This is a genomic window from Mycobacterium sp. DL99, assembly GCF_004762045.1.
GTDB lineage: Bacteria > Actinomycetota > Actinomycetes > Mycobacteriales > Mycobacteriaceae > Mycobacterium.
Window position 1 is genome coordinate 4,875,407 of sequence record NZ_SJOM01000007.1, and the last position, 15,121, is coordinate 4,890,527.

At 67.1% G+C, this 15,121-nt stretch carries 17 protein-coding genes; 10 read left to right on the forward strand and 7 right to left on the reverse strand.

What is annotated here, in order from left to right:
* Positions 1-155: 155 nt before the first annotated feature.
* On the forward strand, positions 156-1,298 hold the full coding sequence (locus tag EYZ64_RS23735; protein WP_167857941.1) for an Mrp/NBP35 family ATP-binding protein: 1,143 nt from the start codon (positions 156-158) through the stop codon (positions 1,296-1,298).
* Here EYZ64_RS23735 and tatB read toward each other — a convergent pair.
* From tatB to sigE, 4 genes are all read right to left on the reverse strand, one after another.
* Positions 1,295-1,723 carry a Sec-independent protein translocase protein TatB gene (tatB, locus tag EYZ64_RS23740; protein ID WP_135457267.1) on the reverse strand — a complete coding sequence of 143 codons (429 nt, stop codon included), beginning with the start codon at positions 1,721-1,723 and terminating at the stop codon, positions 1,295-1,297. The genes EYZ64_RS23735 and tatB overlap by 4 nt on opposite strands.
* A gap of 2 nt (positions 1,724-1,725) precedes the next feature.
* Positions 1,726-3,222, reverse strand: coding sequence for a serine protease HtrA (htrA, locus tag EYZ64_RS23745; protein ID WP_135457269.1), 1,497 nt, complete (start codon positions 3,220-3,222; stop codon positions 1,726-1,728).
* Between the two features lie 77 nt (positions 3,223-3,299).
* Entirely contained in the window at positions 3,300-3,698 is a 399-nt protein-coding gene (gene rseA, locus EYZ64_RS23750; RefSeq protein WP_135457271.1) for an anti-sigma E factor RseA, read from the reverse strand.
* A 77-nt stretch (positions 3,699-3,775) separates the two neighbouring features.
* The gene (gene sigE / locus EYZ64_RS23755; protein ID WP_353653690.1) at positions 3,776-4,555 is read right to left on the reverse strand and encodes an RNA polymerase sigma factor SigE; all 780 of its coding nucleotides are present in this window, start codon (positions 4,553-4,555) and stop codon (positions 3,776-3,778) included.
* A gap of 174 nt (positions 4,556-4,729) precedes the next feature.
* Here sigE and EYZ64_RS23760 point away from each other — a divergent pair, with 174 nt between their 5' ends.
* From EYZ64_RS23760 to EYZ64_RS23785, 6 genes are all read left to right on the forward strand, one after another.
* Positions 4,730-5,374 (forward strand): O-methyltransferase, encoded by a 645-nt coding sequence (locus EYZ64_RS23760; protein ID WP_064932061.1) that lies wholly within the window; start codon positions 4,730-4,732, stop codon positions 5,372-5,374.
* 121 nt (positions 5,375-5,495) lie between these two features.
* On the forward strand, positions 5,496-6,173 hold the full coding sequence (locus tag EYZ64_RS23765) for a TetR/AcrR family transcriptional regulator (protein WP_135457275.1): 678 nt from the start codon (positions 5,496-5,498) through the stop codon (positions 6,171-6,173).
* Positions 6,170-7,063, forward strand: coding sequence for an ABC transporter ATP-binding protein (locus tag EYZ64_RS23770; protein WP_135457277.1), 894 nt, complete (start codon positions 6,170-6,172; stop codon positions 7,061-7,063). Before EYZ64_RS23765 ends, EYZ64_RS23770 begins: the two co-directional genes overlap by 4 nt.
* Positions 7,060-8,679 (forward strand): ABC transporter permease, encoded by a 1,620-nt coding sequence (locus EYZ64_RS23775; protein WP_135457279.1) that lies wholly within the window; start codon positions 7,060-7,062, stop codon positions 8,677-8,679. Before EYZ64_RS23770 ends, EYZ64_RS23775 begins: the two co-directional genes overlap by 4 nt.
* Before the next feature lie 19 nt (positions 8,680-8,698).
* The gene (locus EYZ64_RS23780; RefSeq protein WP_135457281.1) at positions 8,699-9,373 is read left to right on the forward strand and encodes a methyltransferase family protein; all 675 of its coding nucleotides are present in this window, start codon (positions 8,699-8,701) and stop codon (positions 9,371-9,373) included.
* Positions 9,374-9,383: 10 nt separating this feature from the next.
* On the forward strand, positions 9,384-10,058 hold the full coding sequence (locus EYZ64_RS23785; protein ID WP_135457283.1) for a methyltransferase family protein: 675 nt from the start codon (positions 9,384-9,386) through the stop codon (positions 10,056-10,058).
* Here EYZ64_RS23785 and EYZ64_RS23790 read toward each other — a convergent pair.
* Entirely contained in the window at positions 10,046-10,615 is a 570-nt protein-coding gene (locus EYZ64_RS23790) for a TetR/AcrR family transcriptional regulator (protein WP_135457285.1), read from the reverse strand. The two genes, EYZ64_RS23785 and EYZ64_RS23790, sit on opposite strands and share 13 nt — an antisense overlap.
* A gap of 130 nt (positions 10,616-10,745) precedes the next feature.
* On the opposite strand from EYZ64_RS23790, the gene EYZ64_RS23795 reads away from it, so the two are divergent.
* Both EYZ64_RS23795 and EYZ64_RS23800 read left to right on the forward strand, forming a co-directional pair.
* Complete coding sequence (locus EYZ64_RS23795; protein ID WP_135457287.1) at positions 10,746-11,600, forward strand: lysophospholipid acyltransferase family protein; 855 nt, start codon at positions 10,746-10,748, stop codon at positions 11,598-11,600.
* 46 nt (positions 11,601-11,646) lie between these two features.
* Entirely contained in the window at positions 11,647-12,291 is a 645-nt protein-coding gene (locus EYZ64_RS23800; RefSeq protein WP_135457289.1) for a DUF4126 domain-containing protein, read from the forward strand.
* A 23-nt stretch (positions 12,292-12,314) separates the two neighbouring features.
* Here the strand turns inward: EYZ64_RS23800 and glgC are convergent, their stop codons facing one another.
* Complete coding sequence (glgC, locus tag EYZ64_RS23805; RefSeq protein WP_066898792.1) at positions 12,315-13,529, reverse strand: glucose-1-phosphate adenylyltransferase; 1,215 nt, start codon at positions 13,527-13,529, stop codon at positions 12,315-12,317.
* A gap of 100 nt (positions 13,530-13,629) precedes the next feature.
* Here glgC and glgA point away from each other — a divergent pair, with 100 nt between their 5' ends.
* Positions 13,630-14,793 (forward strand): glycogen synthase, encoded by a 1,164-nt coding sequence (gene glgA / locus EYZ64_RS23810; protein ID WP_135457291.1) that lies wholly within the window; start codon positions 13,630-13,632, stop codon positions 14,791-14,793.
* 21 nt (positions 14,794-14,814) lie between these two features.
* Here glgA and EYZ64_RS23815 read toward each other — a convergent pair whose 3' ends face one another.
* Positions 14,815-14,982, reverse strand: a complete 168-nt coding sequence (locus EYZ64_RS23815) for a DUF3117 domain-containing protein (protein ID WP_003885506.1) — start codon at positions 14,980-14,982, stop codon at positions 14,815-14,817.
* Positions 14,983-15,121: the final 139 nt, after the last annotated feature.

Genomic DNA, 15,121 nt, shown 5'->3' on the forward strand with positions numbered 1-15,121 from the left:
CCCGGCTCCGGCTCCGGCTGGCCCGCCGATCGAGGCTGCGCCTTCGGCACCGGTACTCGGTCCGATGCCCGGACCGGCCCCTGGGCCCGCCCCGGGACCGGCCTGAGGCCGGGCTGAATCCTGGTGGCAGTGCCGTCGCCGTAGACTCGGCGGTGATGTCCGAATCTGCCACTGAGCTGCAATCCGCGGTTCGCGCCGCGCTGGCCAAGGTGATCGACCCCGAATTGCGGAAGCCGATCACCGAACTTGGCATGGTCAAGAACATCTCGATCGAGGCCGACCAGGGCGTGCACGTCGAGATCTACCTGACCACCGCGGCCTGCCCCAAGAAGAACGAGATCGCCGACCTGGTGAAGGCTGCCGTCACCGACGTTCCCGGCACCGGCGCCGTCAAGGTGAGCCTGGACGTGATGAACGACGAGCAGCGCGGCGAATTGCGCAAAATGCTGCGCGGCGATTCCCGCGAGCCGGTGATCCCGTTCGCCCAGCCCAACTCACTGACCCGGGTCTACGCGGTGGCCTCCGGGAAAGGTGGCGTCGGCAAGTCGAGCGTGACAGTCAACCTGGCCGCCGCGATGGCCGCCCGCGGGCTGTCCGTCGGCCTGCTGGATGCCGACATCTACGGCCATTCGGTGCCGCGCATGATGGGCACCGGCGACCGGCCCACGCAGGTCGACTCGATGATCCTGCCGCCGATCGCCCATGACGTGAAGGTCATCTCGATCGCGATGTTCACCCAGGGGAACACCCCTGTGGTGTGGCGCGGGCCGATGTTGCACCGGGCCCTGCAGCAGTTCCTGGCCGACGTGTACTGGGGCGATCTGGACGTGCTGCTGCTCGACCTGCCACCTGGCACCGGCGATATCGCCATCTCGGTGGCCCAGTTGATCCCGGGTGCCGAGATCCTGGTGGTGACCACTCCGCAGATGGCTGCCGCCGAGGTGGCCGAGCGGGCCGGTGCGATCGCCCTGCAGACGCGCCAGCGCATCGCGGGCGTGGTGGAGAACATGTCGGGCCTGCAGATGCCCGACGGCACGGTCATGCAACTGTTCGGTGAGGGCGGCGGCCGTCAGGTGGCCGACTCGCTGACCCGCTCGGTGGGCGCCGAGGTGCCGCTGCTGGGCCAGGTTCCGCTGGACCCGGCGCTCGTGGCGGCCGGTGATTCCGGTGTGCCGCTCGTGTTGTCGGCACCCGAGTCAGCGGCAGGCGCCGAGCTGCGCAAGATCGCCGAGGGATTGTCGGCCCGCAAACGCGGCCTGGCCGGGATGTCGCTGGGTCTGGATACCACCCGCCGCTAGGTGGCGTCGGGGTCGAACGTCGTGCCGGCCGGCTTGTCTGCCGGCGTGGCGGGCGGTTCGGCCGCGGGCTGCCCGTTGAGCGCATCCGCCGGCCGGTCGCCCGGCACCGACGGCTGGTCCGTCTTGCGGTCATCGAAGGCACCAGTCAGGAACGAGTCGTCACCATCGAGCAGATGCTTGGTGATCGCGGCCCGCGGGGTCATGCCGCGCAGCTTCTGCAGATCGGCAAGGGGCTGTCGAAGATCGTCGAACTCCGGGCCGAGGTCCTCGCGCAACTGGCTGGTGGCACCGCTGACGTAGTCACGTGCCTGACGCAGGGCATTCGATGTCCATCGGATTGCACCGGGCAGGCGCTCGGGCCCCAGGATCACCAAACCGGCGATCACCAGGACCAACATCTCTCCCCACCCGATGTTCGCAAACATTGCTACTGCGCTTTTTGATCGTCGCCGATCGGCGTGACCATGAACGTCATCGGCCGACCGTCGCGGAGCACCTCGATCGGGGCTTCCTGCCCGATCTTGAGCTGACGTACCGCAACCACCATCTCATCGGCGTCGGCGACCTTGCGGTCCCCGACCTTGACCACGACGTCGTTCTCCAGGATGCCGGCCTTGTCGGCCGGGCCACCGGCGTTGACGTTGCGGACCTGAGCACCCGAGGCCACGCTGTTGCTCACCGTGACGGCGCTGAGCAGCAACGTCGGATGCGCGACCTTGCCGTCCTTGATCAGGTTCTCGACAACCTGCTTGACCTCGTTGACCGGGATCGCGAAGCCGAGGCCACTGGCGCTGTCCGACAACGACTTTCCGGCCGTGTTGATCCCGATCACCTCGGAGGACATGTTGATCAGCGGGCCACCGGAGTTGCCGTGGTTGATCGAGGCGTCGGTCTGGAGCCCGTCGATCACGGTGTCGGTGTCGGAACCTTCACCCGAGAGCGGCACCGGCCGGTGCAGCGCGCTGATGATGCCGTGGGTGACCGTGCTGCGCAGCCCCAGCGGGGCGCCGGCCGCGATGACTTCCTCGCCGACGCGCACCTTCTCGGAATCACCCATCCGCGCCACGACGAGGTTGTCGACGTTGTCGACCTTGAGCACCGCCAGGTCGGTCTTGGGGTCACGGCCGACCAGGTTGGCCGGTACTTCCTTGCCGTCGTTGAACACGACGGTGATCTGGTAGTCCGCCGGCTTGCTCGCGGCATCGGAGATCACGTGGTTGTTGGTGACGATGTAGCCCTTGCCGTCGACGACGACGCCGGAGCCCTGTGAGCCCTCGGTCTTGCTCTTGGCCTCGATGGTCACCACCGAGTCCTCGACCGCCGCGGCGACCGTGGCGAACCGGCCGGCGTCCGGCGACGGGAGGTCACCGGTCTCCAGCGTCACCTTGGAGGTGGTGAACGCCTGCACGGTGCCTGCCGTCTTCTGCCCGACCCAGCCGCCGATGAAGGCGATCAATCCGGCGACGATGAACAGGATGAACAGCGACGGCCACGACACCCGGCCGCCGAACAGCACCTCGCGGGCGCCCAGCTTGCCGATCGGGGCCGCCACGATCACGGGTGCGGCCGGGGCCTGTGCGGGTACGCCCAGCGCCGGCATGGCGCCCGGATCGCGCCAGGGATCGTCGAAATCGTCGTCACCGGCGTACTTCTCGGCCTCCAGCGCGCCGGCGTCGGTGGGGTGGCGCTGCAGTGAGTCACCGGCACCCCCGGGACGTCCGAACGCCTCGGCCAGTACCGGATCCGGAGGTTGGTCCTTGGGGGCGTACTCGCCCTGGTCCTGGTACTTGTCCGCACCGAGGAACGAGCCATCGACGCCGGTGGGACGGCCGAACGTCCGCTGCGACAACTGGTCGACGGGAGGCCGCTCGACAGGGCGCGGTTCCAGACGGCCGCTCTCGTCGGACTGGTCCTGGTTGGTCACCGGTGTATCACTCTCTGTTGGAGCGCCCGCCCCAGCCAGATAGGCCGACGCCGGTCACTGATCGCCTTGTGTCCAGCCTACCGGCGCTTACGCCGACTCTGCGTCGGGTCATCAGCAAAGGGAGGCTGTTCATCGACCTCGGCCGAAGGCTGCGGGCTGTGGTGCGGTATCTGCGACAACAGTCCCAACAGGGAATTCGGAATGGCTATCGGACAGGAGTCCCGCAATGCGGCCCGGGCCTGGCCCTGGGCATCGACCTCGGCCGCGCAATCCGGGCACAGGGACAAGTGGTGTGCGGCCCGAAGGTGAGCGCTCATCCGCAGCTCACCATCGACGAAGGCCGCGATGGCCTCGGTCGAGAGGTGCTCGGTGGAACCGAACTGGCGAGGCGCGCCGACCGGCGCACCGCTCTGGGAAGCGAACTGCGCGGGCAGCCAGGAGAATGCCCGACGGAACACATGTCCCGGGTCGACCATCGCCCAGCTCCTCTCGCCACGACCAAATGTCCTGACCCGAATGTAGCGCGACCGAGCGCGCTGGACACCAACCACCGCTAGGCGGATTTGGCGGTTTCCGGCGAGTTCTTCGCCAGATAATCGCGCAACGCCTGACGACCGCGGTGAATGCGGCTGCGCACGGTTCCGAGCTTCACGCCCAGCGTGGCACCGATTTCCTCGTAGGACAGACCCTCGATGTCGCACAGGACCACCGCGGCGCGGAACTCCGGCGCCAGTGAGTCCAGCGCGGCCTGAAGGTCGGCCCCCAGCCGCGAGTCGTGGTAGATCTGCTCGGGGTTCGGGTCGTCGGCGGGCACCCGGTCGTAGTCCTCGGGCAGCGCTTCCATCCGGATGCGGCCACGGCGACGGACCATGTCCAGGAACAGGTTGGTGGTGATGCGGTGCAACCACCCCTCGAAGGTTCCCGGCTGGTAGTTCTGCACCGAGCGGAACACCCGGATGAAGGTTTCCTGGGTCAGGTCCTCGGCATCGTGCTGGTTACCCGAGAGCCGGTAGGCCAGTCGGTACACCCGGTCCGCGTGTTGACGCACCAGCTCGTCCCATGACGGCATGGCGGCCTGGTCGCCGGTGGCGTCGAAAACCGCGGTACCGGTCAATTCATCGGACGGCTCGACCCACTCGCCCGCGGTGAACTGCTCCAGATGTGCCATTGACACCGGGGCGTGTTGGGTGGCGGGGTTCGAGGTAACAGCGGTGGTGCTCGTCGGATCCTCCTGATCACAGATTTCACTCAGCTCAACACGACTGATCACTTCGTTATTCCGATTGCTGTCCTGGTTGTGCTGGGCAGTGCGCCAGCGGGCGCCGTGTTCCATGCGGATACCGTTCCTGATCCCGGTGTGGCGGATATATGAGCAATCTGAACTTTCCCTGAGAATGCCGACGATACGTCCGGTCACCTGCCCGAACCAGCGAATATCCGTCGGTGATAACCGCCACGCACGGGCGTGTCGCGACGGCGCCCCCGGGGTCTGGCCTACGCTGCGGGCATGGTCAGCTCCAACCCCGGTCACGCCGAGGCGATCGTCACGCATGCCGAACGGTCGATCTCCGAAGACGAGATCGTCGCGGCTGCGCGTGAGCGGGCCGAAGAACTCGGCGCAGGCGCCGTAACCCCGGCGGTGGGAGCCCTGCTGAGCGTGCTCGCGCGGCTCACCGGGGGCAAGGCGGTCGTCGAAGTCGGCACCGGCGCCGGCGTCAGCGGGTTGTGGCTGTTGTCCGGTATGAGCGACGACGGCGTGCTGACCACGATCGACGTCGAACCCGAGCATCAGCGCATCGCCAAGCAGGGGTTCCACGAGGCCGGTGTCGGCCCCGGGCGGACCCGCCTGATCAGCGGGCGCGCCCAGGAGGTGCTGACCCGCCTGGCCGACGAGTCCTACGACCTGGTGTTCATCGATGCCGAGCCGATCGACCAGCCGCAGTTCGTGACCGAGGGGGTGCGCCTCCTACGTTCCGGCGGCGCGATCGTGCTGCACCGGGCCGCGCTCGGCGGCCGGGCCGGCGACGCCTCGGCCAATGATGCCGAGGTCAGCGCCGTGCGCGAAGCGGCCCGGCTCATCGCCGAGGACGAACGACTCACCCCGGTGCTGATCCCGTTGGGCGACGGCCTGTTGGCCGCCGCTCGAGACTGACTTTCCTCGCTTCCCTCCCGGCCTCACCCCTCGCTTTGGGGTGAGGCCGGATTTTTCTTTACAGATTCCTGACGCGGCATCCCCTTGACCGCGAACTGAACGCATGTTTAGTGTATTAAACATGCGTTCAGTCGATGATCGAACAGCGATGGCCCGGATCCGTGACGCCGCGATCGAGCAGTACGGGCAGCGCGGATTCAGCGTGGGGCTGCGCACCATCGCCGAGGCCGCCGGCGTCAGCGCCGCCCTGGTGATCCACCACTTCGGCTCCAAGGAAGGGCTACGCAAGGCGTGCGACGCCTACGTGGCAGAGGTGGTGCGCGAGGCCAAGACCGAATCCCTGCAGAGCAGTGACCCCGCGACCTGGCTGGCCCAGATGTCCGAGATCGAGTCCTATGCGCCGCTGATGGCCTACCTGGTCCGCAGCATGCAGTCCGGCAGTGACCTGGCGACGACATTCTGGCGCACCATGGTTGCCAACGCCGAGGAATACCTGGAAGAGGGCGTTCGCACCGGAGTGCTCAAACCCAGCCGCGACCCGCGGGCCCGGGCGCGGTTCATGGCGATCTGCAGTGGCGGCGGGTTTCTGCTGTACCTCCAGATGCATGACGACCCAACGGATCTGCGCCGGGTGCTGCGCGACTACGGCGAAGACATGATGCTGCCCGCCCTTGAGCTCTACACCGAGGGCCTGATGACCGACTCGACCATGTACGAGGCGTTCCTGCACCAACGCGAACAAGGCATCCCGTTCAGCTCAGAGACCGAAACCAAGACCGACACCAAGGAGCCAGCGTGAACAACTCCGTCGAAATCCGCGGATTGTCAAAGTCTTTCGGGCACACCAAGGCCCTCGATGGACTGAACCTGACGGTCTCCCCCGGCGACGTCACCGGCTTCCTCGGGCCCAACGGCGCGGGCAAGTCCACCACGATCAGGGTGCTGCTCGGTCTGCTGCGCGCCGACGGGGGTTCCGCGAGACTGCTCGGCGGCGACCCATGGCGCGACGCGGTCGCCCTACACCGCCGAATCGCCTACGTCCCCGGCGATGTCACGTTGTGGCCCAACCTGACCGGCATGCAGGCCATCGACTTCCTGTGCCGGCTGCGCGGCAACGGCGTGGACACCCGGCGCCGCGACGACCTGATCGAACGGTTCGAACTGGACCCGCACAAGAAGGCCCGCACCTACTCCAAGGGCAACCGGCAGAAGGTCGCCATCGTCGCGGCGTTCAGCTGCCATTCCGAGCTCTACATTCTCGACGAGCCGACATCAGGACTGGACCCGTTGATGGAAAGGGCATTTCAGCAGTGTGTGGCCGAGGTCGCCGGCCAGGGCGCCGCGGTCCTGCTGTCCAGCCACATCCTGGCCGAAGTGGAAAAGCTCTGCGACAACGTGACGATCATCCGGTCCGGGCGCACGGTGCGTTCCGGCTCCCTCGCCGAACTGCGGCACCTGATGCGCACCAAGGTCACGGCGCGCACCCGCTCCGATGGCCGCGCACTGCAGAACACCCCGTACGTGCATGACTTCACGAGCCGCGATGGCACAGTGAGCTTCTCGGTGAACCGGGCCGAACTGGAGTTCGTCCTGGAGCACCTGGCCGACCTCGGAATCGAAGATCTCACCGTCGCACCGGCATCCCTGGAGGACATGTTCCTGCGCGAGTACCAGGAGGCGAGCCGGTGACCACCGCGAGCGCTCCGGTCAGGCCCACCGGTCCGGTCCGCAGTACCACATCGCCGTTCACCGGTACCGCGACACTGTTGCGGCTGGCGCTACGCCGGGACCGGGTACGGCTCAGCGTGTGGGCCGGCGCGCTGACCCTGATGATGGTGTACGCGCCCAACGCTATTCGGTTGGCCTACCCCGGCGAGGAGCAGAGGCTGGCCCGGGTCAACCTTCTCAAGACACCTGCCGGGACGATGCTGGGCGGCCCGATGTTCGGCGTCAACGAGACCGACCTCGGCGTGATGATGGCCAACGAGCTGACTCTCACATTGACCATCGCGACCTCGATCCTGGCCATTCTCACCGTGATTCGCCACACCCGGGCCGAGGAGGAGAACGGCAGCGCCGAACTGGTGCTCTCCTCGGTGGTGGGTCGGTACGCCCGGACCGCGGCCGCACTGATCCTGGTCGGTGGGCTCAACGCCGTGCTGGCACTCACCATGACCCTGGCGATGGCATCCACCGGTTTCGCGGTGGTCGACACCGCCGCCATGTGTCTGGGCATCACCGGGGTAGCCATGGTGTTCGGCGCGGTCGCCGCCGTGACCGCCCAACTCTGGCGCCAGGCCCGCACCGCGTCGGGCGCAGCGATGGGGACGCTCGCGGTGGCCGCGCTGGTACGCGGGGCCGGGGACGTCATCAACAACTCCGGCAGCGCCCTGAGCTGGTTCTCCCCCATCGCGTGGGCACAGCAGATGCGTCCGTTCACCGATCTGCGCTGGTGGCCGTTCGGGCTGTTGGTCATCCTGGCCGTCGGGCTGATGACCTTGGCCGCGGTGTTGGAGAGTCGTCGTCAATACGACGCGGGCACCATCGCATCGACGGGAGAGAAGCCCGACGCGCCCACGATCACCGGCCCGCTGCGGCTGCACCTGACGCTGCAGCGCGGCCAGACCATAGGTTGGGCGGCGGGACTGTTCGCGGCTGGGCTGGTATTCGGCTCGATGACCAAGGCGCTGCTCGATGCCGCCAAGACCAACGAGTTGATCGCCCGGTTGCTGTCCACGACGGGCAACGACGGCATCTACACCACCATGACCCAGTTCCTGGCCGCGGCGGCCAGCGCGTACGTCGCCTCGGTGGTGCTGCGGGTGTACGCCGACGAGCAGAACGGGCTGGGCGAGCCGGTGCTGGCCGGTTCGGTGTCGCGGTGGCGGTGGCTGCTGGGTGCGGTGTGGTGTGCACTGGCGGGGGCGGCGATCCTGATGTTCTGCGCCGGCCTGGGCAACGGCCTGGGCGCCGGACTGACGCTCGGCGAGCCGGGCACGATCATCCGCCTCACCCTGGCCGCGCTGGCCTTTCTGCCCGCGCTGGCCGTGGTGGCCTCGGTCGCGGCGCTGGCCGTGGCATTGCGCGCGCCCTGGATCGCCTGGCTGGCAGTCACGTTCGTGATCACCGCGCTGTATCTCGGGGCGCTGCTGCGGCTGCCGCGATGGCTGATCGAGCTGTCCCCGGTGGGGCAGACCACCGTGCCGAGCCAGTTCCCCGCCATGGCACTGGTGGTGATGCTCATCGCCGCAACGGCTTTGGCAGCCGTTGCGGGCTGGATCTATCGCAACCGTGACGCGGTGTGAACCCGATAGGAGACAACTGGTGAAACTCGTACTTCAGGCAATCGCATCGGGAGTGCTCGGTCTGGCATTCTTCGCCGCGACGCTGTTCTGGCCGGCCGGCACGTTCCACTATTGGCAGGCCTGGGTTTTCATCGCCGTGTTCATGGCCACCACCGTGGTGCCGAGCATGTACCTCGCCGTCAAGGACCCCGCGGCCCTGCAGCGGCGCCTACACGGCGGGCCGACCGCGGAAACCAGGATCGTGCAGAAGATCGTCATCTGGGCCGTCACGGGCTCGGCCGTCGCAGCGTTCGTCCTCAGCGCCCTCGACCACCGGTTCGGCTGGTCCAGCGTGCCGACCGCGGTGGTCGTCCTCGGCAACGCCCTGGTCGCGGTCGGCCTCGTCCTGGCGCAGACAGTGGTCTTCCAGAACAGCTTCGCCGGCGCCAGCATCCAGGTGGAGGACGAACAACAGCTTGTCTCTACGGGTCTCTACGGACTGGTCCGTCACCCGATGTACTTCGGCGCGGTGTTGATGATGTTCGGCACCCCGCTGGCGCTGGGGTCCTACTGGGCGTTGCTCGTGTCCATCGTCTCGATACCGGTTTTCGGAGTACGGATCGCCGACGAGGAGAAGATGCTGCGCGCCGAACTCGACGGCTACGACGAGTACACCCAGAAGGTCCCCTACCGGCTGTTGCCCTACGTCTGGTGAGGAGGGTGAGGTGAAAATCGGTCTATTGACCGCCGTGTCGGCCGTCATCGGACTGGTCGTATTCGGTGCGCTGGTGTTCGGCCCGGCCGGAACGTTCCATTACTGGCAGGGGTGGGCATTCATCGTGGTGTTCGCCTTGACCACCCTCGTTCCGAGCAGATACCTGTCGGTGCACAATCCGGACGCACTGCGACGACGAATGCGGGCCGGACCGGCCGCCGAGACCAGACCGGTGCAGAAGATCGCCAGCGCACTGGCATTCACGTTCCTTGCGGCGATGATCATCGTGAGCGTCTTGGACCACCGGTTCGGCTGGTCGGTGGTGCCCGCCTGGGTGTCGGTGGTGGGAAACGCGTTGGTGGCCACCGGACTCGGGATCGCGATGTTGGTGGTGAGCCAGAACAGCTACGCGGCCGCCAACGTCATCGTGGAGTCCGGTCAAACCGTGGTGACCACCGGCCTGTACCGGTTCGTCCGCCATCCCATGTACGCCGGAAACGTCGTCATGATGGCCGGCATCCCGCTTGCCCTCGGTTCGTACTGGGGGCTGCTGTTCATGCTCCCGGGCATGGCGGTACTCGCCATGCGCATCGTCGACGAGGAGAAGCTGCTGCGCGCCGAGCTCGACGGCTACGACGCGTACGCCCGGAAGGTCCGCGACCGGCTTCTGCCCTACGTCTGGTGAGCCACGACGCGGGTGGCGGCTTCGACGGCGGCCGCCCGGCGCGAGGTCAGGACGGCCGGATCATCGGTGGCCGCGTCGGGATGCGGTAGGTGGGCCCACGCCAGGCCGATCCCGAACAACATCGCGATCAGATCGGCCGGGTTCCAGGCCGGGTCGACGTGGCCGCCGGCCTGGGCCGCCTCGATGGCGGCCACCGCCTGCGCGTGCACGGGTGCGCCGTCGGCCTGGGGCTCATCGAGGGTGAAACCCTCCAGCTGGGCCCAGGTGATCATGCGCAGATGCTCGGGCCGACGGCAGGCCAGGTCGTAGATGTCCCCGACGAATTCGGGGACATCGTCCGCACGCAGGGTGACCGATCGGAAGAACTCGGCCCCGTCGGCGGCGAACACCTCGCGGAACAGGGCCTCCTTGTCACCGAAGTGTGCGTAGAGGCGTTCCTTGCTGGCGTGTGCGGCACGGGCGATCCGGTCGATCCTCGCCCCGGCCAGTCCGTACCGGGCGAACTCGGCGCGCGCCGCCGCCAGGATCTCACCACGCAGTTCCGTCGTGCTTCTCACAGCAGAATCATAACCAGACGAACTAGTTCGTTCGGTACCGTGGTGCCAACAGGTCCGAACGCATCGGCGAATCCCCCGACCGGACGGCACCAGCCCTACTCGAATCAACACAGCCCGAGGAGCCGCGGCGATGTCCGTCACCAAGATCGACGAGATCATGAATCAACCCAGCCACGTCCAGACCCTGCGCCGCGCGGTCGAGACCGTCGCCGACGGCGTTGACCCGCTGGTCAATCTCTACCGGCCCTATGTGGACGGCTTGGAGAATCTGCCCCGCGACGGACGATTTCTGTTGGTGGGCAACCACACCCAGTTCGGTACCGAGACCCTGTTGATCCCGTACGTGGTGCGCCGCGAGATCGGGATACGGGTACGGCCACTCACCGACCGCCGGTTCGGTGACATGCCCCGGCCTGTCTCCGACCTCATGGCGGCGTGCGGGGCCGTCGTCGGATCACCCGAGGGCGCCGGCGAACTGATGCAACACGACGAGCCGGTCATGGTGTTTCCCGGCGGTGGCCGCGAGATCGGCAAGTTCAAGGGCGAGCAATACAAACTGCGCTGGGAGGGCCGCGCGGGATTCGCGCGCGTCGCCGTCGAACACGGCTATCCCATCGTCCCCGTGGCGCTCGTCGGCGGCGACGACGTCTACGTGGGAGTGACGACCCGTGACCATTGGCTGGGCCGGCTCAGCCGGACCGTCGGCGAGAAGCTGACCGGTCAGCGCGACATGGCCATACCGCTGGTCCGCGGCCTCGGCCCCACCCTGATCCCGCGGCCGCAGCGCATGTATCTGCGCTTCGCCGAGCCGATCGGCACCGCGAAACCGGCACGGGTGGCGAACGACAACTGGGTGGCCACCGTCAAGCAGCGCACCCAGGAATCGCTGGAGCAGAGCCTGGACGAACTGCTGACCCTCCGGGCTGAGGATCCCTACCGCGAACTGAACCCGCTGGCTTGGCGCAACGCGACCCAGAGCGGATAACGGCGAACCGCCCGGCACCAGTGCGAGTTAGCCGCATACTGCAGTGATGGAACTGTTGACCGGCTTCGGCCTGGCGACTGCGGCGGGGCTCAATGCCTACATCCCGTTGCTGGCGCTGGGTCTGCTGTCACGCTTCACCCATCTGGTGTCACTGCCGTCGGGATGGTCCTGGCTGGAGAACGGCTGGGTGATGGCGATCGTCGCGGTGCTGCTGATCGTCGAAGTGGTCGCCGACAAGATCCCCGCGCTCGACTCCGTCAACGACACCATCCAGACCTTCATCCGCCCGACCGCGGGCGGCATCGTGTTCGGATCGGGCACCGCGTCCCAGACCGCCGCCGTGGCCGACCCGGGCGCATTCGCCCATTCCGGCCAATGGATTCCGGTGGCGATCGGCGCCGTCACCGCTCTGGTCGTGTCGTTGACCAAGTCGACGGTGCGACCAGCCGCCAACGTCGCCACTGCCGGGGTCGCCGCACCCGTGCTGTCCACCGTCGAAGACGTCACGAGCGTCGGTCTGGTCTTCGTGGCGATCCTGCTACCGATCCTGGTGCTCGTGGCGCTGCTGGTGTTGATCTGGGGCGCCTTCCGGCTCTGGCGGTGGCGAAAGCGACGGGGCGAGGCCAAGATCGGCGTCAACGCCCGCAGCAATGCGGCACCCCGACCGGCCGCGGTCGACCCCTGGGAATGAACCCGGACTGACGTCCAGACGGGTCAGATCCACACACCCTTGCCGACGGCGACCACACCACCCGCGCTGATCGCGAACCGTTCCCGGTCCTTGTCGAGGTCCACGCCGACCATCTCGCCCGGACCCACCACCACGTTCTTGTCGAGGATCGCGTGGCGCACCACCGCCCCGCGGCCGATCCGGACCCCGGGCATCAGCACACTGCCCTCCACGATGGCGCCGTCATCGATCACGACGTTGGAAGACAACACCGAGTTGCGCACCGAGGCAGCCGAAATGATGCTTCCGGCACCGACCACCGACTCCTGTGCCGAACCGCCGTTGACGAACTTGGCCGGCGCCAGGTTCTCCGATTCACCGCGGATCGGCCAGCGCTTGTTGTAGAGGTTGAACACCGGGTGCACCGACACCAGATCCATGTGCGCGTCGTAGAACGCGTCCAGCGTTCCGACGTCGCGCCAGTAACCGTGATCGCGTTCGGTGGCCCCTGGCACCTCGTTGTTGTTGAAGTCGTAGACCGCCGCCATCCCGTCGGACACCAGCCGCGGAATGATGTCGCCACCCATGTCGTGGTCGGAGTGGTCGTCGTCGGCGTCGGCGCGGATCGCGTCGATGAGCACCTTGGTGGTGAAGATGTAGTTGCCCATCGACACAAAGGTCTGTTCGGGATCGTCGGGCGTGCCCGGCGGATCCGCGGGCTTCTCCACGAAGTCCCTGATGCGCCCCGAGTCGTCGGCGTCGATGCAGCCGAACGCACTGGCCTCCGCGCGCGGCACCCGGATCCCGGCGACGGTTGCGCCGGCTCCGCTGTCGATGTGGAACCGCAGCATCTGCTCGGGATCCATGCGGTACACGTGGTCGGCACCGAAGATGATGATGTAATCCGGGTCTTCGTCGTAGATCAGGTTGAGCGACTGGTAGATCGCATCCGCCGATCCGGTGTACCAGCGCGGGCCGAGCCGCTGCTGGGCCGGCACCGGGGTGATGTACTCACCGGCCAGGCCCGACAGGCGCCAGTTCTGGCTGATGTGACGGTCCAATGAATGCGACTTGTATTGCGTCAGAACGCAGATCCGTAGATATCGGGCGTTCACCAGATTGGACAACACGAAGTCGATCAGCCGGTAGGCGCCGCCGAAGGGAACTGCCGGCTTGGCGCGATCGGCCGTCAGCGGATACAGCCGTTTGCCCTCTCCCCCGGCCAGAACGATGCCCAGCACATGTGGCAACTCCCTCATGCGTCCAAACCTATCCGCCAACCAGCACCGCGGCCAGCCAATGGCAACAGAAGTGTGCGGCGTGTAGCTGGACCCACGGCGACCTACTACCGTCTCGGATATGCGGGTGGCCATGATGACTCGGGAATATCCACCCGAGGTGTACGGCGGTGCCGGTGTGCACGTGACCGAACTTGTCGCGCAGTTGCGTCAGCTCTGCGAAGTCGACGTCCATTGCATGGGAGCCCCGCGGGACGGGGCTTTCGTGGCGCAGCCCGATCCTGCGCTGCGCGGGGCCAACGCGGCGCTGTCGACATTGTCGGCGGACCTCAACATGGTCAACTCCGCGGCGGCGGCCACGGTGGTGCACTCGCACACCTGGTATGCCGGGATGGCCGGGCACCTGACCGGTCTGCTCTACGGCATCCCCCATGTGCTGACCGCGCATTCACTGGAGCCTCTGCGCCCGTGGAAGGCCGAACAGCTCGGCGGGGGCTACCGGGTGTCCTCGTGGGTGGAGCGCACCGCGGTCGAGGCGGCCGACGCGGTGATCGCCGTGAGCTCCGGTATGCGTGACGACGTGCTGCGCACGTACCCGGCGCTCGATCCCAACCGGGTCCATGTGGTGCGCAACGGGATCGACACCGACGTCTGGTACCCGACTTCGCCGGCCGACCAGGACTCGGTGCTCGCCGAGCTCGGGGTGGACATGAGCCGCCCGATCGTGGCGTTCGTCGGGCGCATCACCCGCCAGAAGGGCGTGGCCCACCTGGTGGCCGCGGCCCACCGGTTCAGCCCCGAGGTGCAGCTGGTGTTGTGTGCCGGCGCCCCCGACACCCCTGAGATCGCGGCGGAGGTGTCCTCGGCGGTGGCCGAACTGGCCCGGGCCCGCACCGGCGTGTTCTGGGTGCGCGAAATGCTGCCGATCAACAAGATCCGCGAAATACTCTCCGCTGCAACGGTTTTCGTGTGCCCCTCGGTGTACGAGCCATTGGGTATCGTGAATTTGGAAGCGATGGCTTGCTCGACGCCGGTGGTCGCCTCCGACGTCGGCGGCATCCCCGAGGTCGTCGCCGACCGGCAGACCGGGCTTCTCGTGCACTACGACGCGACTGACCCACGCTTCTTCGAGATGCGGCTGGCCGACGCGGTCAACTCACTGGTGGCCGAGCCGGAAACCGCCAGGAAGTACGGCGAGGCAGGACGCCAGCGCTGCATCGCAGAATTCTCCTGGGCGCACATCGCTGAGCAGACCCTGGAGATATACCGCAAGGTGTCCGCCTGAGCGGACACCTTGCGAGGTCGATCAGCTGGTGACGGCCTTGAGTTCGTCGCCCAGCGCAGCGGCCTCGTCTGGAGTCAGTTCGACAACGAGGCGCCCACCGCCTTCCAGCGGTACTCGCATCACGATCCCTCGCCCCTCTTTGGTTGCTTCCAGTGGACCGTCACCAGTCCGGGGCTTCATCGCCGCCATCGAGTGCTCCCTCCAACTTCGCCGACCCGCGTCAGCGGGCCAGGTTGGGGCCGAAGCCGCCCACTCGTTGGCGACACCCGGCGTTGAAATGCTACTGAACTACCCCTATTGTTCCTTATCCGCGGCGATGGTTGTGCAA

What these genes read in the sequence shown, in the direction of transcription:
- EYZ64_RS23735 (WP_167857941.1), top strand. Translation starts at nt 156, where the DNA reads ATGTCCGAATCTGCCACTGAGCTGCAATCCGCGGTTCGCGCCGCGCTG.
- tatB (WP_135457267.1), bottom strand. Translation starts at nt 1,723, where the DNA reads ATGTTTGCGAACATCGGGTGGGGAGAGATGTTGGTCCTGGTGATCGCC.
- rseA (WP_135457271.1), bottom strand. Translation starts at nt 3,698, where the DNA reads ATGGTCGACCCGGGACATGTGTTCCGTCGGGCATTCTCCTGGCTGCCC.
- sigE (WP_353653690.1), bottom strand. Translation starts at nt 4,555, where the DNA reads ATGGAACACGGCGCCCGCTGGCGCACTGCCCAGCACAACCAGGACAGC.
- EYZ64_RS23760 (WP_064932061.1), top strand. Translation starts at nt 4,730, where the DNA reads ATGGTCAGCTCCAACCCCGGTCACGCCGAGGCGATCGTCACGCATGCC.
- EYZ64_RS23765 (WP_135457275.1), top strand. Translation starts at nt 5,496, where the DNA reads ATGCGTTCAGTCGATGATCGAACAGCGATGGCCCGGATCCGTGACGCC.
- EYZ64_RS23795 (WP_135457287.1), top strand. Translation starts at nt 10,746, where the DNA reads ATGTCCGTCACCAAGATCGACGAGATCATGAATCAACCCAGCCACGTC.
- EYZ64_RS23800 (WP_135457289.1), top strand. Translation starts at nt 11,647, where the DNA reads ATGGAACTGTTGACCGGCTTCGGCCTGGCGACTGCGGCGGGGCTCAAT.
- glgC (WP_066898792.1), bottom strand. Translation starts at nt 13,529, where the DNA reads ATGAGGGAGTTGCCACATGTGCTGGGCATCGTTCTGGCCGGGGGAGAG.
- glgA (WP_135457291.1), top strand. Translation starts at nt 13,630, where the DNA reads ATGCGGGTGGCCATGATGACTCGGGAATATCCACCCGAGGTGTACGGC.
- EYZ64_RS23815 (WP_003885506.1), bottom strand. Translation starts at nt 14,982, where the DNA reads ATGGCGGCGATGAAGCCCCGGACTGGTGACGGTCCACTGGAAGCAACC.